This window comes from Pseudochelatococcus lubricantis (assembly GCF_011762225.1).
Lineage (GTDB): Bacteria > Pseudomonadota > Alphaproteobacteria > Rhizobiales > Beijerinckiaceae > Pseudochelatococcus > Pseudochelatococcus lubricantis.
This window is the reverse complement of record NZ_JAASQI010000002.1, coordinates 555,971-579,155: the sequence shown is the minus strand read 5'-3', so window position 1 is coordinate 579,155 and position 23,185 is coordinate 555,971. Positions and strand designations below refer to the sequence as shown.

The following is a 23,185-nucleotide window of genomic DNA, read 5'->3' as shown; positions in this document are numbered from 1 at the left end:
TATGTCGCGTCATCGAACGTTAGGGCCTTTCGGCCTAAGCATCTCGATAAACTTCCCGGAATGAGGGCTCCGATGGCCGGCAACTACTACAACGCACTCTCGATCGCCCCCGATCTGCTGGTGGCGCTGTTCCTCGGCAGTTTAGTAGGGATCGAGCGGCAATGGCGGCAGAGACATTCCGGCCTGACGACGCACGCGCTCGTGTCGTTGGGAGCTGCCGCATTCACGTCGCTCGCCATCCTGATCGAGGGTGAAGGCAGGATCGAGGTTCGCATGGGTGGCCAGGTGGTGACGGGCATCGGCTTCCTCGGGGCGGGTCTCATCATGCGCGACGGACTCAGCGTCCGCGGGCTCAGCAGCGCGGCGACGCTGTGGGCGACCGGGGCGGTAGGCACGCTGGCCGGCTATGGCTTCGTTCTTGAGGCGTTCGAGGTGACAGTCTTCATTCTCCTGATCAATGTCGGGCTGCCGCGGCTGCGCGGAATTATCGACTACTTCTCTCCGGAAGAAGAACTGACGGAGCGCTATTACATCATCGAACTGAAATGCGAGGCGCAAGACGAGGCTGTCGTCCGCACCAAACTGTTGCAGGCGATGAGCGTGCACAAGCTGCGGCTTCAGAGCCTGGAAAGCCATGTCTTGCCGAATACGGGCGATGTCGAGGTCGAGGCCACGGTCTACAGCCCGCAACAGGTCGACAGCCTGGTGGAGCAGTTGGTGGGCGATCTCAGCCTCTCTCCCCTCATCTTCTCCACGCGATGGACGTCAGCCGCGCCGCAGGAGTAATATTATTGGAATCTGTCCTGTTTACGTTGAAACAGGACAGATTCCAGGTTCCTTATTTTGAGCGAATTCTGATCGGAATGCGCTCTAAAGCGTTTTCAAGCAAAGCGGGTGCCGGTTTGCGTGAAGAAAGCGCGTAATATCAAAAACTTATAGCATTTCGACATTTCATTGAAATGCCGAAATGCTATAGCCCGTGGTCAAGCCCGCGCAGCGCCTGAGCAGGGCGCAAGTGCGACCGGTCGGCCGATCCTTCGACGGCGCAACAGCGCTGTTCGCGAAGAAGCAGCCATAACGGCAGGCAGGACGAAAACGAAGCGTCATGATTGGCGCTTCAGCACCACCTGCGCGCGTGCGAGCCGCCGATAGAGCCTTCGCTTGCTCACGATAGGCCACCAGTCATAGAGGAAAATTTCCATCGGCCGCCAGTTAGCGACCCAGCCGACAATGACCAGCCCTTCCCTGAAGTATTGCGACACGTAGCCGCCGCCAAGCCATCCAGTGGGGAGTTGCGCCAGCGAAAAGCAGAGGATGAACACCGCAATCCCGGTCAGGAGTGCCACGCGCCCGTTCCGGAACAAGGTGCGCAGTTCCCGCGTCCCGGCATCGGCGCGCTTCGTGTAATAGGAGGCTATGGCGTTGCCGAGACCAAGCGCATGCGGGTATTCCGCTTCCGGCAGGTGAATGACGATCGTCAGCGGTTTCCGCGGCGGCAGTTCCTGGGCATGCCCGGTGATGTAGGCGTCGGCCTCGTCCGCGAGGGACCATTGATGGAACGGGTGAAGGTCCTTCGTGTCGAAGAGTTGCGACACCTTGTCGATGCGAATCTCGATGAGACCTGCGTTTGCGGCATCAGACATGATTTTAAATCGCGCTGTCGTTGATTTGAGATATGTTAGATTGCATTTTTCGGTAATCTCAACCTCAATTCGGCATCCACGTATGTCAGCCTATATATTGGCTATCATTGGAATAACTACATAAAATAAATATTCACAGCAAGCCATTATATAGTATTAACAAGCTGACGCAGTTTCAGCGGAGCCGGCTCGCGTCCCGGCGGCAGTACCCCGGCGAGAGGCGGTGAGGTTCACGCCGGCCCCGATGGAATCTCTTCCGGCTCGCACTGGCGATGACAATCGTGCCATTGCGTTGCGAGTCCGGTTTTTCGCGCCGGCTTTGCAGGAAGACAGATAATGAGATTCCACCATGAAGGATCGTGCTACGCACGGTGCTTCGGTCTCGCGCGAGAGAAGGCGGCATGAAACCCTCCCCCTTTGTCAGGCTCTGGCACTCATTGTCCGTTCCCGGCCTCGTTCTGGGAACCCTGTTCTTCGCCATGGCGCTGACGCCATCGCTTATCCCGCGCACCTTTGCCACGCAGGGCGTGCTCTCGGGCAGCGGCTTTGCGGTGGGTTACGGCATAGGCGCGTTCCTGAGCTGGCTCCGGCGATACATGGAGTTGCCCGAACTGCGGGGGCGGGCAGCGTCGGTTTGCACCGTGCTCGTGATTGCTGGCTGCATCGCCGTGGCCCTCGTTTTTCTGGGGCGTACCGCGGACTGGCAGAACTCCATCCGCGAACTGATGGAACTTCCCCCGCTGACGACTGGTCATCCCTTCCTTGTAAGCGCCATCGCCATCGTCACGTTTCTGTTCCTGCTGATGCTGGCACGCCTGTTCCAGCTGATATTCCGGTTCGTGTCGGCGCGTGTCGAGCGTGTCGTGCCGCGTCGCGTATCGAATGTCATCAGCATGGCCTTCGCTGCGCTTCTGGTATGGTCCCTGGGCAATAATGTGCTCCTGAGGGGCGTGCTCAATGGACTTGACAGGTCGTTCGAGCAACTCGACGCTTTCATCGAGCCGACGATCCCGCCGCCATCGTCGCCCCTGCGCACAGGCAGCGCCGAATCCCTGCTGCGGTGGGACGCGCTCGGGCGGACAGGCCGGAACTATATCGGATCAGGGCCGCGGGCCGCCGACATCAGCGCTCTGGCGGGCGGGGATGCGCAGGATCCAATTCGTGTCTATGTGGGCTTGCGTGCGGCGGAGACCCCGAGGGAGCGCGCCCAGATCGCGCTGGCCGAAATGAAACGGGTGGGCGCCTTCGACCGCTCCGTGCTGGTCGTGATCACACCGACCGGCGCCGGCTCGGTGGACTCGTCCGCTATCGACAGCCTCGAATATCTGCTGCACGGCGACGTTGCCAGCATCGCCATGCAGTATTCCTATCTTCACAGTCCCCTGTCTCTTCTGATCCAGCCTGAATACGGCCTCGACAGCGCGCGTGCCCTGTTCGCCGCCGTTTATGAACACTGGCGCACCCTGCCCCGCGACAGCCGCCCGCTTCTCTACCTGCAGGGTCTCAGCCTTGGCGCGATGAACTCGGAACGGTCAGCCGCGCTCTTCGAGATGATCGGCGATCCCATTAATGGCGCGCTCTGGAGCGGCCCACCATTCGAGAGCCAGGTATGGCGCCGGATCACGGATGACCGCAACGCGGGCTCCGCCTCATGGCTACCCGTGTTCCGCGACGGATCGTTCGTGCGTTTCATGAACCAGAAGGGAGCGGCGCCGGGCACCGGGAGGGACTGGGGACCGATCCGGATAGTCTATCTGCAATACGCGAGCGACCCGATCACCTTTTTCGACTATCACGATTTGTATCGCCGTCCGGCCTGGATGGACGCGCCACGCGGGCCCGATGTCTCGCCCGAGTTGAGGTGGTATCCGGTCATCACCATGCTGCAGCTGGCACTCGACATGGCGTTGACCCCGACGACGCCCGTCGGCTTCGGCCACCTCTATGCGCCAGCGCATTATCTCGACGCATGGATCGCCCTCATCGGCGACAGGGGCTGGTCCCCCGATGGGATCGATCGTCTCAAGAAGCACCTGGCGGTGGCAACGCCGTCCCATCGATGATCGCAACCCGTTTTGCCCAGTACGTGTAGCCGGAGAGTGTCGTCATGAGTGCTATTGAAGGCATTGCGGGTTTGCTTCCGGGCCTCGTCTGGGTCGCTCTGCTGTCTGTCGCGGGCTTGTCGGCGCTCGCGGTTGCCGCCGCACTTGCATGGTTCAGGTACGATATCGTCCCGGCCGAGCCGTTCCGGCCCACGCGCAAGGAGGCTGAACAACTCGCCCTCTATTCGAAGCCCGATCACTGGTTCGCCGCCCGGCTCCGGGGCCAGCCGGAAATCGTGGACGGGCAGAGACTCGATCCCAAGCTCCAGTACATGATGGAGCAGACGCGCCCCGTATCCGGACTGGCTATGCCCGCCATGCAGGCGGTCTATGCAACCTCGCTGGGCCGCGCCTGGGTGCGCAACAAGATCGACCGTGTATGGCTGTTGTATACGAAGGCGACGGAACCGATGCGCCTCGTGGCGGACCGCGAGATCGTCGGTCGCGGCGGTCCGACCCCGATCCGCATCTATCATCCTGAAGTCGAGGCGGATGATCCGCTTCCGTTGCTTGTCTTCCATCACGGCGGGGGATGGATATTCTCCAGCATCGCGGCAACTGATCGGGTCTGCCGGCTCATCGCCAGTCAGGCGAAGGTCATCGTCGTATCGGTCGGCTACCGGCTTGCGCCCGAGCATCCGTATCCCGCGGCAAGCGATGACGGCGAGGATGCGTTCTTGTGGGTGAGAGCCAACGCGCCCTCCCTTGGCGGCGATCCGGCCCGCATCGGTGTCGGCGGCGACAGCGCCGGCGGGCACATCGCCATCAACATCGCCCAGCGACAGTTGATCGGCGGCAGGCCGGGTCCGGCAGCCATGCTGCTCTTTTATCCCGGCACCGGCATGCCCGTCGAGGACAGGTCCTTCAAGCTGTTCGGAAAGGGCTACGGGCTTGATAGCACCTTCATCGACTTCATCCTGCCGCGCGTGTTCCCCATTTATCTGGACCAAAAAAGAACGGGCGATCTCAGGGTGGATGACCTCATGGACCCGCTGCGGGCGCAAAGCCTCAGGGGCATGCCGCCGACGATCATCTCCACCGCGGGCTTCGATATCCTGCGCGATTCAGGCCGCGCTTTCGCCGGACGGCTGGAAGCGGAGGGTGTGCCGGTCAGGTACAAGAACTACCCCTCGCTTGGCCACAGCTTCCTGCAGTTTTCCGCCGTCGTCGCCGATGCCGACACGGCATCCAGGGAACAGGCGGAGCTGTTCGGGCAGATTATCCGCAAGAACGCAATCGGGACCGCCGATCCCGCGAGATGATCGCTCCCGGCACCGGGATACGTTACGAGGTTTCCGATGCGGTACGATAAGACTCCCACGCGAGGAGCGACAACGCTGGCCGAATGGGCTGCCGCTGATGCGGCGGTTTCTATCCACGCTCCCACGCGAGGAGCGACCAGTTCTGCCGCACGATCCCGGGCCGCCGTCCTGTCGTTTCTATCCACGCTCCCACGCGAGGAGCGACAATGCGGAAGTCCGGCTTCGTTGCACCATTCACGGTTTCTATCCACGCTCCCACGCGAGGAGCGACCCGGGGCTGAGCATGGTGGGATCGTCGGGAGAGCTGTTTCTATCCACGCTCCCACGCGAGGAGCGACCTACCGCGCTGGCAAGAGGGGCAAATCCCGTGACGTTTCTATCCACGCTCCCACGCGAGGAGCGACAGACGAGCTGGCCCCTAGAGAGAGGGCCATTTGCGTTTCTATCCACGCTCCCACGCGAGGAGCGACCCCAGCGCCCGCCGCCGCCGCCGTGGTTGAGCGCGTTTCTATCCACGCTCCCACGCGAGGAGCGACCAAAATCCACCGCGCCAACGGTTATTCTCGCCCCGTTTCTATCCACGCTCCCACGCGAGGAGCGACAGCGGTTGCGGGGGCGGGCGATGAGGGCAGAGCCGGTTTCTATCCACGCTCCCACGCGAGGAGCGACCGGCGTTCGTGTTCTTGTTCACCAGCGAGATCAGTTTCTATCCACGCTCCCACGCGAGGAGCGACGTCGCCAGGTACGCGAACCCTCGCGGCTGATCGTTGTTTCTATCCACGCTCCCACGCGAGGAGCGACATGACGCTGGTGCCGATGGAGGCGACGGAAGCATGTTTCTATCCACGCTCCCACGCGAGGAGCGACCAGGTGGTGCGACGGATCGCGAGTGCCAGACCTCGTTTCTATCCACGCTCCCACGCGAGGAGCGACCCACGACGCGCGATCGGCCCTCGACCTCGGTCCCGTTTCTATCCACGCTCCCACGCGAGGAGCGACCCAACGCCGTCAGCCAGCCGTCGGATGACCACAGGTTTCTATCCACGCTCCCACGCGAGGAGCGACCATCGCCTTTCGCAAGCCGTGGGCCGAACAATGCGGTTTCTATCCACGCTCCCACGCGAGGAGCGACGCGGCCGGGCACGGCTGCAGCGACGCAGCGATCGCGGTTTCTATCCACGCTCCCACGCGAGGAGCGACTCCCAGCTGCCACTCACGAGATGATCCGCAGGATGTTTCTATCCACGCTCCCACGCGAGGAGCGACGTGAAAGAGATGACGCCGGGTCCAACCCCAAACTGGTTTCTATCCACGCTCCCACGCGAGGAGCGACACCGGATTGCTGGAGGCAATCGACGCAGCGGCGCGGTTTCTATCCACGCTCCCACGCGAGGAGCGACATACGCCTCCGAAGCGCGCGGTAAGGAGGAAAGTTTCTATCCACGCTCCCACGCGAGGAGCGACGGCAAAGCAGGTCGCCCGGCGCGCTCATGTTCGTGTTTCTATCCACGCTCCCACGCGAGGAGCGACATCCCAGCTGCCACTCACGAGATGATCCGCATGATGTTTCTATCCACGCTCCCACGCGAGGAGCGACCACCCGAGCCGGACCCGGCCGGCCCTTTCGTCGAGTTTCTATCCACGCTCCCACGCGAGGAGCGACGGCTTTTCGCTTCGACTATCGCAGCCTTGACCGGGTTTCTATCCACGCTCCCACGCGAGGAGCGACCGACCGCCGACCCACTGACGATCAACGCGGTCGTGTTTCTATCCACGCTCCCACGCGAGGAGCGACACCCGCGTCAACGGGCTGGTCAAACGCCGCGAAAGCGTTTCTATCCACGCTCCCACGCGAGGAGCGACAGAGCGGTGAGCGGTACATGGGTGCCTTCACTGTAGTTTCTATCCACGCTCCCACGCGAGGAGCGACTCAATGGGTTATATGGCATCAGATGCTGTGCGCGTTTCTATCCACGCTCCCACGCGAGGAGCGACGTTTTACCGGGCCGAGGCCGACGCGCTGCTCATGTTTCTATCCACGCTCCCACGCGAGGAGCGACTCGAGGCAATGCCATCTGCAGGCGTTGAGGATGTGTTTCTATCCACGCTCCCACGCGAGGAGCGACCCGTTGGTGATCTAGCTGATCTGTTCTTCTTCGATCTGTTTCTATCCACGCTCCCACGCGAGGAGCGACTTCGACAATGTCATGGCCTGTGGGCACCTGGTCACTGTTTCTATCCACGCTCCCACGCGAGGAGCGACCCAAGGCTCGACGATGCCTCGCGTCCTGGGCAGCGGGTTTCTATCCACGCTCCCACGCGAGGAGCGACGCGCCGTAGTTTTCCCAAACGATGCCGCCAAACTCGTTTCTATCCACGCTCCCACGCGAGGAGCGACGAATGCCAGAGCCGCATTAACCGTCAGCACCACAAAGTTTCTATCCACGCTCCCACGCGAGGAGCGACCGCGGCCGTGACCGGCATTCCCGCGCCGGCAGAAGTTTCTATCCACGCTCCCACGCGAGGAGCGACCGGTACCGCCATCGCAACGACGAAGGTGCGATGGGTTTCTATCCACGCTCCCACGCGAGGAGCGACATCCGGTGCGTTGCGGTTGCTGGCCGCGTCCGGGTTTCTATCCACGCTCCCACGCGAGGAGCGACCGACGGCGAGGGTGTGGCCGAGGTGAGATTCGGTGTTTCTATCCACGCTCCCACGCGAGGAGCGACCTCATAGACGTCGCCGTCATTAAGGCGGTGCCACGAGTTTCTATCCACGCTCCCACGCGAGGAGCGACGTACCGGTCGTCGCCTTCCATGACCGCCGGCGTTGTTTCTATCCACGCTCCCACGCGAGGAGCGACCCACCGTCGGCGGCAGGTAGACGCCCCCGCCGACGTTTCTATCCACGCTCCCACGCGAGGAGCGACCGATCGCGCCAGCCTTGCGATACGTGCCATCGCCGTTTCTATCCACGCTCCCACGCGAGGAGCGACCATTTCCCGGTAGAAGTGAAAGAGTCAAGGGCCCCAGTTTCTATCCACGCTCCCACGCGAGGAGCGACAGCGCTTGACTGCCTCCGAGCCCCCGCTAAATGCCGTTTCTATCCACGCTCCCACGCGAGGAGCGACCCCTGACCACGAGCCGGTCGAGCAGACATGCTCCGTTTCTATCCACGCTCCCACGCGAGGAGCGACCTGCACTTCGTCGGCGACCACGCTCCAGTCGCGCTGGTTTCTATCCACGCTCCCACGCGAGGAGCGACCGAGATGCTCAACGTCGCGACAGACGTGGTGGCGTTTCTATCCACGCTCCCACGCGAGGAGCGACGCCCCTCTGCCTAGCAGATTGTTACGGGAAAGGAACTGTGGCTCGTAGTGCGGACGTGTGATTTTTTAGGTGCTTACTGAAGGATTGCCGGCGATGGAATCGGAGAGTATCAATGATTCCAGTTTGTTACCTTCTGTGCGAACATCCCGGTGTTGTGCGGCATGCTTGGGGTTCGCGCAGTTTGGGCAACTGGGCTTGCGGGGGATCAGACGATCAGCGTTCCGCCAAGGTCGGTCGCGGGTTTGGCGCCGACGTGCTCCACCTTTCGCCGCCAGTTGGAACCCAGATAGTAATAGCGCAGACTGTCGAGTTCCGGCTTGATAATGCTCTCGAGCCGGGCTTTTAATTTCGTCCATTGAGCGGGATCCACTTCGATCTCGAAGACCGAGTATTGTACACGCTGTCCATGGTCCCGGCAGGCTTTAGCTACAGCGCGCAAGCGCGCGTCCCCTCCTGCTTCGGTCGTCTTGACGTCGTAGGTCACGAGCACCATCATGAGAACGCCCTACTTCCAGAACCATGGAGGATAGGCGTCGATGTCTCCCCGCAGATGCCGGGCCAGCAGTTGCGCCTGCAGATAAGGTACCAGCCCGAGCGGTGTCTTCTCGTCCAGAAAGAGATGCTGCCGTTCCTCCCGCTTGCGCTCCTGCCAGGCGGTCAGCACAGTCTTGCGCGCCTCGTCCGACATGATCACCGCCCCGCCGTCCCGCTTTTCGAAATCGCCTGCCCGCAACTGGCGCCGATTGACCAGCGACAGCGCCAGCCGGTCGACCAGGACGGGGCGCAACTCCTCCATCAGATCCAGTGCCAGACTCGGGCGGCCCGGCCGGTCACGGTGCAGGAAGCCCACGGCCGGATCGAGCCCCACGCTTTCACAGGCGCTGCGGCAGTCATGCGTCAACAGGGTGTAGAGAAAAGACAGCAGCGCGTTGACGGGATCGAGCGGCGGACGGCGCGACCGGCCCCGCCAGCGCATTTCCTCATCCGGCGAGCGGATCAGGTGGTCGAACACCGAAAAATACAGGTTGGCCGCCTCCCCTTCCGATCCACGCATGAGATCGACCGTATCGTCGACGCTCTGCACGCGGCGGATGATCTGGGCCAGGCGCCCGGTAACGCCGACGATGCGGTCGCGGGCCAGAGGATCGAACGTGTCGCCATAGTCGCGCAAGCCACGCATCAGCACCGCGCGCTGGTTGGACACTTTGCCGATGACGATCGAACGCACTACGTCTTCTGGATTATCGGAAGCCTTGTATTGGGCGCGCCGCAGCAGGACATTGCCGCTCACCGGCCCTTCCACGCGGGCCTGGAACCGGCCATTGCGCTCCAGCAGAACCAGTGTGATGCCCGCCGCTGCGCAGGCAGCCATCAGCGCCGGCGATAGATAGATCGCGCCGAAAATCACCACGGAAGCGAGCATGTGCAGCGGCACGCGGACGCGCTCGGCGCCTTCCACCTCCACCACCAGGTTCTCGCCGTCCTTGCGGAGCGATGCGCCTTCCGTGGTGACGTAGAGCGTATTGAGAAGCTTTTTCATGAAAGCTCCCCCGTTTCAGACAAAAGTGTGGTCACCATGCGATCGCGCCACGCCTTGACCGGCTTCACAACCGCGTCCGGGCGACACAGATCGATCAGCGAACAAGCCCGGCAACGGGAGCGATGAGGAGTCGGCGGTGGAGTGCGGCGCGACGCAAAGACCTCCGCGAGCGCGTCGATGGTCTGTCGCGTCAAGTCCCGCAACGCACTATCGAACGGCACCACGACCCGCCGTTTCGTTTCGGCGTAATAGAGCGCGCCCTCCGGCACGTTCCTGCGGGTCATTTCCTCAAGGCAGAGCGCCTGCGCGCAGAGTTGCACCTCGTCGGCCCGATGCAGCTTGGCCTTGCCGCGCTTGTATTCGACGGGAAAGGGAGTCTCCACTCCCTCTCCCGCATGAAACTCGACCATGTCCGCGACGCCTGCGATGTTCAACCGCTCCGAGGCGAGCGGCAACGCCATCACGCGGCGAACCCCGCGCGCCTTGCGAGAACCGCCTTTATCCGCCACGGCGTGCAGGACATCGCCTTCCGCCGTGAACCGGTTGTCGGCCCACAGCCGCTCCAGATGGATGAGCGCCGCCTGCCGCAGGCAATAGACTGCATGCTGGAGAGCGGAAAGCGGAATGGGCTCCGCCTCCCCCGTGTCATGCGCCGCGGCAGGCACCATCACAGCCTCTCGATGATCTCAACCCCCGCGGGCAAACTGTCCTGATCGACGCGGATGATATAGTCGGAAAAGGCGCGGGCGGGCGACAGGGTGTCCGGATTATTGCCGATTGCCTTGAACTCACCTTCCACGTTGCGTCCGATCTCGATGCGATCGAACAGTGCGTGGGCGGGTGCGTTGCCAAGCGCGCTGTCGTGCCTGAACACAATGAGCCGGCGCGCCGCCATTTCACCGCGCGCCGCCGAGCGATCGTGCTCGAACATATTGGCGAGCGCCTCGAACAGCAGGTCGAGGTCGGCCTCGGAAAAGCCGGTGCGTTCCGCGAACTTGGCGGAGATGAAGCCGTGCGCAACATAGAGGCCGTAGGGCACGATGTATTTCCGGCCCATGGTGCGGTTGTCGACGCGCTCGGGCCCCTCCTCGCTGCCCTCGGCCCGCTGTTTCTTTTCCGCCTCGTTGGTGGCGGCCATGCGGGTGATGGAGATTTCAAGCGGCATGATCGGCTCGGCGGACCGCGCGAACGTCAGCTGCACCGGCCCCTTCACCTGCCCGCAGTTGATGCCGGTGGACATGACAGCGCCGAAAGTGCGCACGTCAAAGAAGTTCAGGCACATGAAATCGCGCAGCTTTCTCGCCTCCGCGTCGTCCTTGGGGTTGAGCTTGGCATCCTTGTTCACCTTCGCATCGCCGGGACGCAGCGCCCGATAGGCCTGCCGGTGCTTGTCGTTAAGGATGGCGCCTTCCTCGACATAGATATGGAAGCCGTCCTGCCCACCCCGCGCCAGTTCCACATAGTTGCGGATCTTGCGTTTCAGGCTGACGTCCGTCACCAGCCCCTTGCTGGTCTCGGGATCGATGCGCGGCAGGTTGCCGGCGTCCGGATCGCCGTTGGGGTTGCCGTTGGCGACGTCGAAGATGAAGGCGAAATCGTAGCGATTGGCAAGAACGGTCATTGTGCGGCCTCTGCGGATTCGGTGGCGGTTTCAGCGGCGTCGACGGCCTTGCTGAAAAATTCATTGCGTTGGTGGTAATAGCCGAGGCCGAACAGGGCCTGTTCCTCGGGCGACAATGAATTGGGGAACGGATCGCCTCCCGGCTGCATCAGCCCCATGATTTCGCCCAGCTTCTTTTCAAGGTTGACCCGCAACCCCGGCTTGTTCTTGCCAAGTTTCGACAGATGATTGGCGGATCCGCTGTCCAGAATGGAAAAAACCTTGCGCGGCTGAGAAGAGGCGGAGCCGTAGAACTTGTCCTTGACGGTGGCGTTGACGTTGTTGCCAAGCGCCGCCCTCTGGATCTGCTCGTAGACGGCGAAGAGCCGTCCCAGCACGTAACCCCGGTTTTGATGCGTCGGGTCGAGCGCCACGGGCGCCTCCTTCTCCATGTTGAAATTACGACAGATCACCGCTTTCATCATACTGACGCGATAGGCGTTGACGTCGCCATCGGCGCGGATGCGCATCAGCGTGGTGGACAGCAGCGTCAGCGGATAGTGGGTGCCGGCGAGGATCGTGCGTATCCACTCCCCGGCGAGATTGGACGGCACGTTCTCGCGCTTGTTCTGCACGGCGAGTTCCGACAGGTAGCGCCAAACGCCGATGTAGGGTTCGCGCGGCAGCGGAACGATATGCATGTCGGCGAGATATTGTTGATAATGCTTCGTCAGCGTGCCGAAATCGTCCTCGTAATAGAAGCGCACGGACAGGCGCGCAGCATTCGGCGCGAGGCCCAGCACATGGAAACGCACGCCCTTGGCCAGCCTGGGCTCGATATCGTCAAGCCGTTCACCCTTGCGGATACGCCTGAGATGATCGCCGATCGTGTCCGTGTCGCCGGCCGTGTCGGCGGCGGCGCTGACGAATTGCGCGAACAGGCTCTCGGCCTCGTCCGCCGCCTCGCCGTCATCCGGGGACCACGCCCAGAACACGGTGGAGGCATCGCCGATCTGCACCCGATGCCGGCTGTCGCGCTCCAGAAATCGGTTGAGCACCGTCGTGTAGGCGAAGGCCGCCGCCTCGGATACGGGCGCGTTATCACCCTGTTCATGGCCGTATGAGGTGAAAGCGTCGAGGTTGAAGGAAACCAGCGCCGCCCCGGACGATTGCGCACCCCAGACACCCTTGATGGACGGATGAAGCCGCGCCACCGGCCCCCGCTTGCCGCTGACGAGACAGATTTGCGCATCCCGCTCGCCCGCTCCCGACAGAGCCCGCCACAGCTCGCGCGCGGCAGGGCGGTCGTGTACGCGGATATCTCGCAGGCGCTCGCTCTCCAGCGCGAAGACGACGTTCTGGTCCCTCATCTCGTCGAGCCAGCGCGGCGGGATGAACTGTTCCGGCGCCCAGGATTGCAGGAAGAGCCGGAGCGCCTTGAGCCCTTCGTCGTCTGCTCCGTCCAAAGCTTCAAGATGCTTCGCGACGAAAGCCGCATGCTCTTCGGCGGTGCGTTTGCCCTCCCCCGCTGTCACGCCCAGTACATAGGAGGTTTTGTCCCACAGGAAGTTTGGCGCGATACCGGCCGTGCGTTTCACCGGCTGCGGCACGAGCAACTGGCGCGGTTGCTTCTTCTTGCCGGACCCGTCCCGCAGATCGACGACATGCACCACCGACCCGTCCCCGGCCAGTGAGATCAAAACACCGATCTTTTCCGAGGAGAAGCGATAAGGTGGCGCATCTGGCAGCCGGTCATAGGCTTGCACCAGCGAGGTGAGGATGCTCATCGCAAGACCTCCGGCGAGCCGGGTGCCGGCACCCTGACGATGCCATTTTCCATCCGCGCCATGAAGAACAGCGATGGGCGGTCCTTCGCCTTGTGGTCGATGTCCCACAGCATGAGCCCGAGATCGCGTGTCTCGTCGATGGCCTTCGGCAACGGCTGACCGGCCGGCAGCAGGGAGAAACGGGCAGCGAACTCGCGCGTGCCAAGGCAAGGCTGGTGAAAACATTGTCCGCGCGCGGCGCGCCGGTTGAACATATCGAGATGCTTGCCCACGCTGTCATCAGGGCCCGCCCTGTCGGTCAGCACGAAATGCGCTTCGATGACATAGGCGACATCGACAAGAACGGTGGACGCCCGCTGCTGACGTTCCTCGTCAACCAGCAATTGCAGCCCTTCGAGGCTGCCTCGGTTCATGGCTGTCTTGATCTTGCCAGCCGGCGCCTTGTGCCCGACCTCGTTGCGGCGAATGGATTGGAACTTGATGGGCTTGAGGACGTGAATCGCGTCTATAATAAAATTTATAGCCGGCTTCCAGTGTATAGATTCAAGAATTCCGCGCGCCGCTGAGGGAGTCATAATATCATAGCTGACACGCTCCACTTTTAGTTCCGCCCTCGTAAAACAAGCGTTGTCGCCAGAGACGCTGAGTCTGATGCCATAAGCCAACGACACCTCCTGTTCTATTTTGCGTAGCCGCTCGCAAGAACGTATTTTGGTAGCTTGTTGTAGCCAATTGACGGATTGTTAGCCTCCAGGAGCCGGATGAACTCCCTCTCTTTTCGGAGAACCTCGGCGTCACTTGCCGTAGCAGACTCCCACAGGATTTCACGGCAAATAGACATTTTCCGCCGCGACTCGCGCGTAGGAAAATCAGCCTCCACTGATGGCGTATGAGGACTGCCGAAATACGCAATGGAATCAGTGAGATCACTGCCTACGTAAATTTTTCCGTTGGGCCAAGTAACCTTATAAACAATCTTTATCCGATTCATGGCGACACCTCGGCGCAAACAGCGCACTCTCAAGCTGCACGGTATAGCACTTGTCATCCCATGCGGGGGACGCGGACAGAAACTTGTTTTTTCAAATGATCTCGTGCGTAGCGGGCTAGTCGGCATGCCCGCTACGCGCCTTCAATCACACAACCAAATCCTCTATCGCCAGATAATCGGCATCCTCCCAGATCAGCCCAACATCTTCCCGGTAGAGCTTCATATTGCCCAGCACCGCAAACTGATCGCCGCGCAACTCTGGATGCGCGAAGTAAGCCTGCTTATTGGCAATCAGCAACGCCCGCGCCTTCGGCGGCACCTGCACCACGTAGCTCTGTAATTGACGTGCGATCGTGCCGGAGGAAATATCCGGCACGCCAAGTCTAGCCACAGCCTCGCGCGCAGCGTCGTCCAAAGCCACGATCACCGGCTCCATGCCGCTTTCGATCATGCGAAAATCTGCTGCCGCCGAGCGATAGGCAAAATCCGTCCCGCCACGCACAATCCTGAACCGTTCACAGATCTTCTTTTCATCCAGCCTGCCCTCACCTAGCCGCCAGTATACTTCTGCGAAATAGGCCTGCATTGCATTGACGGAAAGCAAATCCGGATGATCGTCCATGATACGCTGCATATCACCGATCAACCCGGCGATCTCGACAGGCGGCGAATAATCGGGCGCGCGGAATACGCTGACGATACTATCGTCGACTGGGCGCTTTCCCTCCCGATTGCACCGTCCGGCCGCCTGAACGATCTGGTCCAACCCTGCCTCAGCGCGCCACACCTTTGGGAAATCGATATCGACCCCCGCTTCGATCAGGCTCGTGGCGATCACCCTTACCGGCAGTTCACGCCGAAGCCGCTCCCGCACTTCTTCCAGAATGCGGCGCCGATGCGTGGCGCACTGGCGTGTCGTCAGATGCACCAGCCCTTCAATCCCCGCTGACTCAGCCTCCTTGTAAAGCTCAAACGCATGCCTGCGGCTGTTGACGATCACGAGCGCCTGCGGCTCGTTCCGGAGCGCGCGAATGAGAGCATCGTTATCCATATCGCCGACATGCCGGATACGCGCCCGGCACAGCTTGTCCGCGAGCCCCTTGGGATCGGGCGCAAGTTCCCGGCCCGCGAGCGGCAGGCCGTGGGGAAGGTCGCGCTCATCCAGCGCAGGCTGGGTCGCCGTACAGAGCACGATGGTGCAGCCGTAGTTCAGCGCCAATTCATCCAGCATTCGCATGCAGGGCGTCAGCAGATGACGCGGAATCGTCTGTGCCTCATCGAGAATGATGACGCTGTTGGCGATGTTGTGCAGCTTCCGCGCCCGTGACGGCCGCGCCGCGAACAAACTTTCAAACAATTGCACATTGGTCGTCACCACCACGGGCGCAGCCCAGTCCTCCATGGCGAGCTTCAACTTGTCCCGTTGCTGCGGCGGCCCTTCACGGCCGTGTTTCTCTTCATCGATAGCGGAGTGATGTTCCAACACATGCTCGCGCCCAAGGATCTCACGAAAAATCGCCGCCGTCTGGTCGATGATCGACGTGAAGGGAATGGCATAGATGATACGCGCGTGGCCATGCGCCCGTGCGTGGTCCAGCGCGAAGGCCAGCGACGCAAGCGTCTTGCCTCCACCGGTCGGCACGGTGAGCGTGAAAAGGCCGGGCCTTTCCACAGCCCGGGCACGGACATGGGCGAGGATGTCGCCGCGCAGCCGATTCAATGGCGTATCGGACTTTTTCCCGTCCATGTAGGCGCCGAAAGCGTCATGGAAACCGGGAAGCAATGCCCGCAAAGCGCACCACTCACGATCCGCCTGCCGCCCTTCCAGCGCCATGTAAAAGGCTTCGGTATCCCTGTAATCGGCATCTACGAGACAGGAAAAGATCATCCGCCCGATAACCGAGATCTGGAACGCCGCATGCGGATTGCGGATACGTGAGAAAAACTCCGGAACAAGCTTTTCGGCATTTGGAAGCAGTTCCGTTTCCCAGGCGGGATCGGGAGGGACAGTAACTTTATCGAGACGGTCGTTCAACGTACCGCGCACTTCGCCTCGCCGGTCCGGCAAGCCCGCATGATGACCGGCAATCGCGTAGGCAATCAGTTCAGCGATGCTTCTGTCCGGCCCCGAAGTGAGCGAAAGAACCGCCTGCGCTCCAGCCGTCGAGTGATCGACCCCTTCAGGCGCGCCATCGAGGCGTCTTTGGAATGCCGCCGTGTACTTACCGAGATCATGCAGCAGCCCGGCCAGACGGGCCGCGTTCGCGAGCCCCAGACGCGCCGCCATTGCCTCCGCCAGCTTGGCAACTGCCAGCGAATGCTCCCTCAGAATCTGCCAGTCGCTCTTGTCCGCCCTCTTTCCCGTATGTGCATAATAAATCATATCATTCTCTCAGTTGGCAGCATGCTTCAGAGCGTTTTCGATATCGATCTGCGCGGGATGCGTTCTAAGAGCGCTTTCCGACCAGAATTCGATCAAAAACGCGGAACCCAGACTCTTTCCTGCTTCAACTTGGACAGGACACCGCGCCTTGAGCAGGATTCGAACATATCGAGAGTCGAACAAGCGGCGGACCGCAAAAACGCTTGACATGCCCCATCACGCCCAAGATACTGGTCTGACCATCTGGCCACCGGATGTTCTAACCAAACCCATAGAGCGGTCAGAATGAGCGACCTCGGAATATCTCCTATCGAAAAACGGACCGCATCTGAGGCAATCGTGCAGCAGATCCAGCGTTTGATCGCCGAGAAGCGGTTCAAAGCGGGCGACAGGCTGGGCTCGGAGCGCGAGCTGGCGGCGTCGCTCGGCGTGAGCCGGTCCACGCTGCGCGAAGCCTTGAAGACCCTGCAAAGCACGGGGATCATCGAGGTCCGGCCCGGAACCGGGACTTTCGTATGCGAGGCACAGATCCGGCCGTTCGCCAATATCGCCGAGTTGGGCGACGTCGAGAAGCGCAAGCTGCTCCAGCAGGTTTCCGACGCGCGCAAGCTCGTTGACGTTGAGGTGGCCGGCGTTGCCGCACAGGTTTGCAACAGGAAGCTGATCGCGGAAATCCGCCGTCACGTCGACAACAGTCGGATCGACGTCATCCGGGTCAAGAACGAGTTTGCGCTCGACCTGCAGTTCGAGGCCCTCATAGCGCGGGCTACGGGCAACCCCTATCTCGTCGAGCTGCAGCGCGTCGCCCATGAGATGTTCGCCCGCGCATGGACACAGGGCGGTTTCATCCCGCGCCCGGCGTCAGTCCGCATGGCGCAGCACGAGGCAATTATCGAGGCGATCGAACGAGGCTCCGCCGCCGACGCGAGAGCCCTCATGGCCGCCCACCTCGATCTCGGCATCATGCCTGAAGTCGGATGACGCCCCGCCAGCCTACTAAAGCGTTTTCACGCAAAGTGGATACCGCTCCGCGTGAAGAAAACGCGCAATACCAACAACCTTCTATATTTCGGCGTTTCATCGAAATGCCGGAAATAATTAAAAATTGATAAGCCGCTGGAGCGCTTTCCGATCAGTTGAAATCAGCTAATCGATCAGAATTCGCTAAATCAAAAAATCTGGATTCTGTCTTTTTTAAACGAAAATAAGACAGATTCTAGCGGCACTCTGGAGGAAACAATGGAAGCAACCGCGCCGAAATCGGCCGCGCCTTACACCGATTACCGATGGGCAAGCGCTTGGAAGCTGGCAGTTCCGCGTCTCTGGATCGCATTGCTTCTCGTCATCCTTGGGTTCCTTGTTCTGTATCCCGTCGCCATGCTGACCTATGGGGCGCTGACGAACGAGGATCCCGTCAGCGGCTCTGGCCAGGGCACCATCTCGCTGTCGAATTTCCTGGCCGTCCTCAGTGACCCCGCGGTCAGGAGGGCGACCTGGAATTCACTGGTTATCTGTACCGGCGGCACGGCGATCGCGGTAGTCGTCGGGCTTCTGTTTGCCTGGACCACCGTGCGAACCAATACGCCGATGCGGCGCTTCATCGAAATAGCGGGCATGCTGCCGCTTTTCGTGCCGCCTCTCGTGGCCGCCTTTGCCTGGGGCCTGCTTGGGTCGCCACGCACGGGCCTCATCAACGTCGCTTTCAAATTCATGGGATTGCCGCTCAGCGTCAATTTCTACTCGACTGCCGGAATGATCTTCATTTTCGGCATTTACTACGCTCCGTACGTCTACATGTTCACGGCCTCGGCATTGAAGAACATGGACCCGTCGCTGGAAGAGGCTGCGGAAATCGCCGGCGTGGGTCCCTTTCGGACGCTGTTCACTATCGTCTTCCCCCTGATAACGCCCGCGATTCTGTCCGGAACGCTGCTGTCGTTCGTGGTGATGCTGGGCATCTACGGCATACCTGCGGCGCTGGGCACACCCGCCCAGATTTCCGTGCTGACAACCTACATCTACGGCCTGATCTCGTGGTCTCCACCCAATTACAACGCTGCGGCGGCAACATCCGTCATCCTCATCGCCGTAACGGCCCTGTGCGTGCTGCTTCAACAGCGGATCATGAGAGGGCGCAGCTACGTCACGGTTTCCGGCAAATCCTTCCGGCCCAAGCAACTCGATCTCGGCAGTTGGAAATGGGCCACCTTTACGTTCGCCCTCGCGTATCTCATGCTCGGCGTCATTCTGCCCACCATCGCGCTGCTCATCGCCTCGTTCAAGAAGTTCCTGTTCATTCCCGACATCGGGGCGCTCTTCAATTTCTCAGCCTATTCGCTGTCGCATTACGAGCAGCTTTTCGCCAATCCGCTGACGTGGCGCTCGGTTATCAACACGTTCGAGATCGGCCTGGTGACTGCGATCATCGGCGGGGTGCTGGCTTTCTCCATCAGCTACACGGTCTACAGGACAAACCTCGCCGGGCGCAGAACGCTCGATATCATCTCGACGTTACCGGTCGCGATTCCCGGCCTTGTTGTCGGCGTGGCCTACATCTGGGCCTGGATCGGCTTGCCGCTCAACCTCTACGGAACGATCTGGATCCTGGCGCTCGCCTTCGTCGCCCGCTTCCTGCCCGACTCGGTGAAGTCTCTGTCTACATCCCTGATGCAAATTCACAAGGATCTCGAAGAGGCGTCTCAGGTCTGCGGCGTAGGCGTCCTGGGCACGATCCGTCAGATCATCGTGCCGCTGGTGATGCCGGGCCTGATCTCGTCGATGAGCCTGCTTTTCATCCTCGCCATCCGTGAACTCGGCTCGTCGCTGTTCCTTTACGTGAGCGACACGATACCGATGGCGGTCCTGCTTCTCGATTTTTACGAGGGAGGCAATGTCGGTGTCACGGCAGCGTTCAGCCTCGTGCAGACGTTGCTGCTCGTCGCTGTCATAGGTCTTTCCACGGTGGTCGCCCGCTCCTTCGCGACCTTTTCCAAATAGAGATTTTGCAGATCGGTCCTTCTGAAGCCCAGCCAATATCCCGGCAAAAACAAAACAAAGCCGGAGACTTAATACCAACAAACGGGAGTGAAACAATGAAATACTTTACATCCTATAAAGTATCTATTGCTGCATCCTTGCTTGTGCTCGCCATGGCGGGTGCGGCCAAAGCGCAGGACGAACTGGGCGGCGCGGCGCTGATCGAGGCGGCCCGCAAGGAGGGCAAGCTCGTTCTGTACACCTCCAACCAGATCGAGGCGGAACAGGAACTCGTCAAGGAATTCAACAAGCGCTTTCCCGACATTCGCGTCGAGATCGTGCGTGCTCCGGGGAGCCGGCTGGCAACGCGCATCGCCACCGAGCTTTCGGCGAACCAGTTGAGCGCCGACGTGATCGATATGTCGGACCGCGGCCTCGTGGCCGAGATCAAGGACGCCTTCGCCGACTACGCACCGCCCAATGCGGCCGATTATCCGGATGCGGTGAAGTCCATACCCAACCTGTGGCCGAAATCGACCTGGGGCTTCGTGCTCGCCCACAACGTCGCCATCGTACCGGAAGGCCCCTCCAGCTGGGCAGACCTGCTGAAGCCCGAATACAAGGGCAAGGTCGGGCTGGTCGTCGCCAACTCCGGAGGCTCGACATGGACGACCGCCATGTTCCAGCGCAAGGAGTTGGGGGACGACTTCTGGCAGAAGCTGGCTGGAAACGGCGTCACCGTCTATCCGAGCGGTTCGCCGCTGGCCAGCGCCCTCGTTCGCGGCGAGGTCGCGGTCGGCGCCGCGCAATCCAATTCGGTGATCCCGCTGGCGCGGGACGGGGCGCCCGTCAGCGTATCCTTCCCGCAGGAGGGCATTCCGATCACCCCGTCCGCCGCCGGATTGACCAAAACCGCCAGGAATCCCAACGCCGGCAAGCTCTACCTGAACTGGTCGCTTTCCGCCGAGGGGCAGCAGGCGTGGGTGAAGGGCCAGGGCGGCTTTTCCACGCTGCCGCAGGCAGGCCTGCCCGACGGCGCGCAGGAAGGCGCGGTCAGGCTCTGGCTGCCCGATCCGATCGAGTATCAATCCGTTCGGAATGCGTGGATCGCCGAATGGAACACGATCTACAACGTCCAGTAAGGAGAGCGGTCGATGTCGGCGGAACTTCGCATTCGCAACCTTGAAAAGCGCTTCGGGGCAACCAACCTGCGCCCGGCGGTGGACGACGTGAGCTTCACCATAGCGCCCGGCGAGATCGTCGTCCTGCTCGGGCCGTCCGGCTGCGGCAAGACCACGACGCTACGGTCGGTGGCCGGCCTGGAGAAGCCGACGGGCGGCACGATCGACATTGGCGGCGAGCGCGTCGCTGACCCGGTCAACAAACGCTTCGTCCTTCCCCAGCACCGCAATCTGGGAATGGTGTTCCAATCCTATGCCGTGTGGCCGCACATGACGGTCGAGCAAAATGTCGCCTATCCGCTTCGCCACCGCCGTATCGGCAAGGAGCAGACCAAGCGCAAAGTGGATGAGGCCATCGAGATCGTTGGCCTCGGCGCCTACCGCGAACGCCCGGTCGTCGCGCTCAGCGGCGGCCAGATGCAGCGCGTGGCGCTGGCGCGCAGCCTCGTGTACCGGCCGCGGATCCTGCTGCTCGACGAGCCGCTGTCGAACCTCGACGCCAAGCTGCGCCTGCGCCTGCGCGACGACCTGCGGACGATCATCAAGGATGCGGGCGTCACGGCGCTCTACGTCACGCACGATCAGTCCGAGGCGGTGGTCATCGCTGACCGGATCGGAGTCATGAAAGACGGCAAGCTGCTCCAGCTTGACGATGCGATCACGCTCTACAACTCGCCGGCGGATGTGTTCGTCGCCAACTTCACCGGCGCCGGCACCCTGCTTGCCGGGCGGGTGGAGCGCGTTGCTCACGGGATGGCGCTGGTGCAACTCGACGATGTTCCCTACTCGGTCCGTACCCGCGTGCCCGATGATACCGCACCGGGTGACCGGGTTCTCGTGTCGGTCCGGCCGGAAAACGTCCACCTCGAAACGGAGCGTCGAGAGGATGGAGAGATGGCTGGCATCGTCAAGTCGCTGCAATACGAAGGCACCCAGACCGCCTACAGGATCATGGTCGGCGACAAGGAAGTCCATTGTACCGAGCTTGGCACACGTCCGCGGTTTGCCCCAGGCGACACGCTTTTTGTCTGGATTCCGCCCGAGGTGTGCTGGGCCTTCCATGCGCGGGCAGGAACGGCGACGAGCCACTGAAAGCGGCGGGGCTGCCCCAGCTCGCCCGCCGCGCTGGTGCACATCCGAGGTCTTTGATTGCGAGCGGATTCCCCTCGGTCGGACGGTTCCGACCCACCGGCGGGAGGAAGCCTGTTTCTGGAGAGAAGTTAAATGGTGACCATCACCAATGTTGAAGCTCTGCACGTCGGCCAGTTCATGTACGCGAAGGTGACCACGGACGAAGGTATCACCGGTATCGGCGAAGCTGGGATATGGGGCCATCTGGGGGCTGCGGGCGCGGCGATCGAGCGCTTCGCGGAGTACCTGGTCGGCAAGCCCGCCTTCGCTATCGAGCATCACTGGAACGTGATGCACCGGTTCAGCTATTTTCAGGGCCTGGCGATCAACGCCGCGATCTCGGCCATCGACATCGCCCTGTGGGACATCAAGGGCAAGGCGCTCGGCGTCCCTATCTACGAGCTGCTGGGCGGGGCCGCGCGCACAAAGGCACGCATCTACGGCCACATATACGAAAGCTCCATCGACGGAGTATTGGCGGAATGTGAGCGCAAGATGAACGCCGGGTTTACTGCATTCGGCCATCTCAACCCTTTCCTCGACGAAGGAAACGAAAAGGTCTATTTCAAGACGCACGTCGCCAAGATGCGCGATGCCGTCGATAATGTAAGGCGCATGCGTGAGGTCGTCGGCGACAGGGTCGACCTTCTGATCGAGCTGCATCGCCGCCTCACGCCCGCCGAGGCCATTACCTTCTCGCGTGAAATCGAGCCCTATCATCCGATGTTCGTCGAGGACCCCATCCGGCCGGAAGGGGCGGACGCCATGGCGCGCGTGGCGGAGCGTATCCCGGTTCCCGTCGCCACGGGCGAGCGCTTCGGTACGATTTACGAGTTCCAGGCTCTGCTGGCCCGCAACGCCGTCGAATACGCGCGCATCGACGTGTGCCTTTGCGGCGGGATCACCGGCGGCAAGAAGGCCGCAGCCATCGCCGAGGCGCATCACGTGCAGGTCGTGCCGCACAATCCCCTGTCGCCCATCGGGCTGGCGGCGTGCCTGCAACTCGCTGCCGCCATTCCCAACTTCGCCATCCAGGAATACGCGACCGGCTTCGAGGATGGAATCTTCACCTCCACCATGACGCATCTTGGCAGCGACATCGTCGACCGGGTTCCGGTGCCGGTCGACGGCTTCGTGGAGATTCCCGACGGACCTGGCCTCGGCATGTCGTTACTCGATGACGCCGCAAGGATCAGGCCGCCCTCGACGAAGCCGATCTCAATGCGGCCGCACTTCGACGGATTTGTCGTGGATCAATGA

At 61.6% G+C, this 23,185-nt stretch carries 16 protein-coding genes and 1 CRISPR repeat array; of the genes, 8 read left to right on the top strand and 8 right to left on the bottom strand.

Going from position 1 to position 23,185, the window contains the following annotated elements; all coding sequences use genetic code 11:
* Nucleotides 1–72: 72 nt before the first annotated feature.
* Nucleotides 73–786, top strand: coding sequence for an MgtC/SapB family protein (locus tag FHS82_RS06650; RefSeq protein WP_166950089.1), 714 nt, complete (start codon nucleotides 73–75; stop codon nucleotides 784–786).
* Nucleotides 787–1,103: 317 nt separating this feature from the next.
* Here the strand turns inward: FHS82_RS06650 and FHS82_RS06645 are convergent, their stop codons facing one another.
* Nucleotides 1,104–1,643: a hypothetical protein gene (locus tag FHS82_RS06645; protein ID WP_166950087.1), complete on the bottom strand. Its 540-nt coding sequence runs from the start codon at nucleotides 1,641–1,643 to the stop codon at nucleotides 1,104–1,106.
* A gap of 401 nt (nucleotides 1,644–2,044) precedes the next feature.
* Between FHS82_RS06645 and FHS82_RS06640 the strand changes: the two genes are divergently transcribed.
* Nucleotides 2,045–3,706, top strand: a complete 1,662-nt coding sequence (locus FHS82_RS06640; RefSeq protein ID WP_166950084.1) for an alpha/beta hydrolase — start codon at nucleotides 2,045–2,047, stop codon at nucleotides 3,704–3,706.
* Between the two features lie 44 nt (nucleotides 3,707–3,750).
* Nucleotides 3,751–5,007, top strand: a complete 1,257-nt coding sequence (locus FHS82_RS06635; protein ID WP_166950082.1) for an alpha/beta hydrolase — start codon at nucleotides 3,751–3,753, stop codon at nucleotides 5,005–5,007.
* Between the two features lie 105 nt (nucleotides 5,008–5,112).
* A CRISPR array of direct repeats spans nucleotides 5,113–8,336; the repeat unit is 32 nt; unit sequence GTTTCTATCCACGCTCCCACGCGAGGAGCGAC.
* Nucleotides 8,337–8,541: 205 nt separating this feature from the next.
* Here FHS82_RS06635 and cas2 read toward each other — a convergent pair.
* From cas2 to cas3, 7 genes are all read right to left on the bottom strand, one after another.
* Nucleotides 8,542–8,832, bottom strand: coding sequence for a CRISPR-associated endonuclease Cas2 (gene cas2, locus FHS82_RS06630; protein WP_166950079.1), 291 nt, complete (start codon nucleotides 8,830–8,832; stop codon nucleotides 8,542–8,544).
* A 9-nt stretch (nucleotides 8,833–8,841) separates the two neighbouring features.
* Nucleotides 8,842–9,876: a type I-C CRISPR-associated endonuclease Cas1c gene (gene cas1c, locus FHS82_RS06625; RefSeq protein ID WP_166950077.1), complete on the bottom strand. Its 1,035-nt coding sequence runs from the start codon at nucleotides 9,874–9,876 to the stop codon at nucleotides 8,842–8,844.
* Nucleotides 9,873–10,544 (bottom strand): CRISPR-associated protein Cas4, encoded by a 672-nt coding sequence (cas4, locus tag FHS82_RS06620; protein ID WP_166950075.1) that lies wholly within the window; start codon nucleotides 10,542–10,544, stop codon nucleotides 9,873–9,875. The genes cas1c and cas4 overlap by 4 nt, the downstream gene beginning before the upstream one ends.
* Complete coding sequence (cas7c, locus tag FHS82_RS06615; RefSeq protein ID WP_166950073.1) at nucleotides 10,544–11,497, bottom strand: type I-C CRISPR-associated protein Cas7/Csd2; 954 nt, start codon at nucleotides 11,495–11,497, stop codon at nucleotides 10,544–10,546. Before cas7c ends, cas4 begins: the two co-directional genes overlap by 1 nt.
* Nucleotides 11,494–13,263 (bottom strand): type I-C CRISPR-associated protein Cas8c/Csd1, encoded by a 1,770-nt coding sequence (gene cas8c, locus FHS82_RS06610; RefSeq protein ID WP_166950071.1) that lies wholly within the window; start codon nucleotides 13,261–13,263, stop codon nucleotides 11,494–11,496. The genes cas7c and cas8c overlap by 4 nt, the downstream gene beginning before the upstream one ends.
* The gene (cas5c, locus tag FHS82_RS06605) at nucleotides 13,260–13,934 is read right to left on the bottom strand and encodes a type I-C CRISPR-associated protein Cas5c (RefSeq protein ID WP_428982482.1); all 675 of its coding nucleotides are present in this window, start codon (nucleotides 13,932–13,934) and stop codon (nucleotides 13,260–13,262) included. The genes cas8c and cas5c overlap by 4 nt, the downstream gene beginning before the upstream one ends.
* 465 nt (nucleotides 13,935–14,399) lie before the next feature.
* Complete coding sequence (gene cas3, locus FHS82_RS06595; protein WP_208394112.1) at nucleotides 14,400–16,637, bottom strand: CRISPR-associated helicase Cas3'; 2,238 nt, start codon at nucleotides 16,635–16,637, stop codon at nucleotides 14,400–14,402.
* Nucleotides 16,638–16,922: 285 nt separating this feature from the next.
* Between cas3 and FHS82_RS06590 the strand changes: the two genes are divergently transcribed.
* The 5 genes from FHS82_RS06590 to FHS82_RS06570 all read left to right on the top strand — a co-directional run bounded on the left by FHS82_RS06590 (nucleotide 16,923) and on the right by FHS82_RS06570 (nucleotide 23,185).
* On the top strand, nucleotides 16,923–17,618 hold the full coding sequence (locus tag FHS82_RS06590; protein ID WP_166950067.1) for a FadR/GntR family transcriptional regulator: 696 nt from the start codon (nucleotides 16,923–16,925) through the stop codon (nucleotides 17,616–17,618).
* 258 nt (nucleotides 17,619–17,876) lie between these two features.
* Entirely contained in the window at nucleotides 17,877–19,634 is a 1,758-nt protein-coding gene (locus tag FHS82_RS06585) for an ABC transporter permease (protein ID WP_166950065.1), read from the top strand.
* A 95-nt stretch (nucleotides 19,635–19,729) separates the two neighbouring features.
* Nucleotides 19,730–20,755, top strand: a complete 1,026-nt coding sequence (locus FHS82_RS06580) for an ABC transporter substrate-binding protein (protein ID WP_166950063.1) — start codon at nucleotides 19,730–19,732, stop codon at nucleotides 20,753–20,755.
* Nucleotides 20,756–20,767: 12 nt separating this feature from the next.
* On the top strand, nucleotides 20,768–21,886 hold the full coding sequence (locus tag FHS82_RS06575; RefSeq protein WP_166950061.1) for an ABC transporter ATP-binding protein: 1,119 nt from the start codon (nucleotides 20,768–20,770) through the stop codon (nucleotides 21,884–21,886).
* Between the two features lie 132 nt (nucleotides 21,887–22,018).
* Entirely contained in the window at nucleotides 22,019–23,185 is a 1,167-nt protein-coding gene (locus FHS82_RS06570) for a mandelate racemase/muconate lactonizing enzyme family protein (protein ID WP_208394111.1), read from the top strand.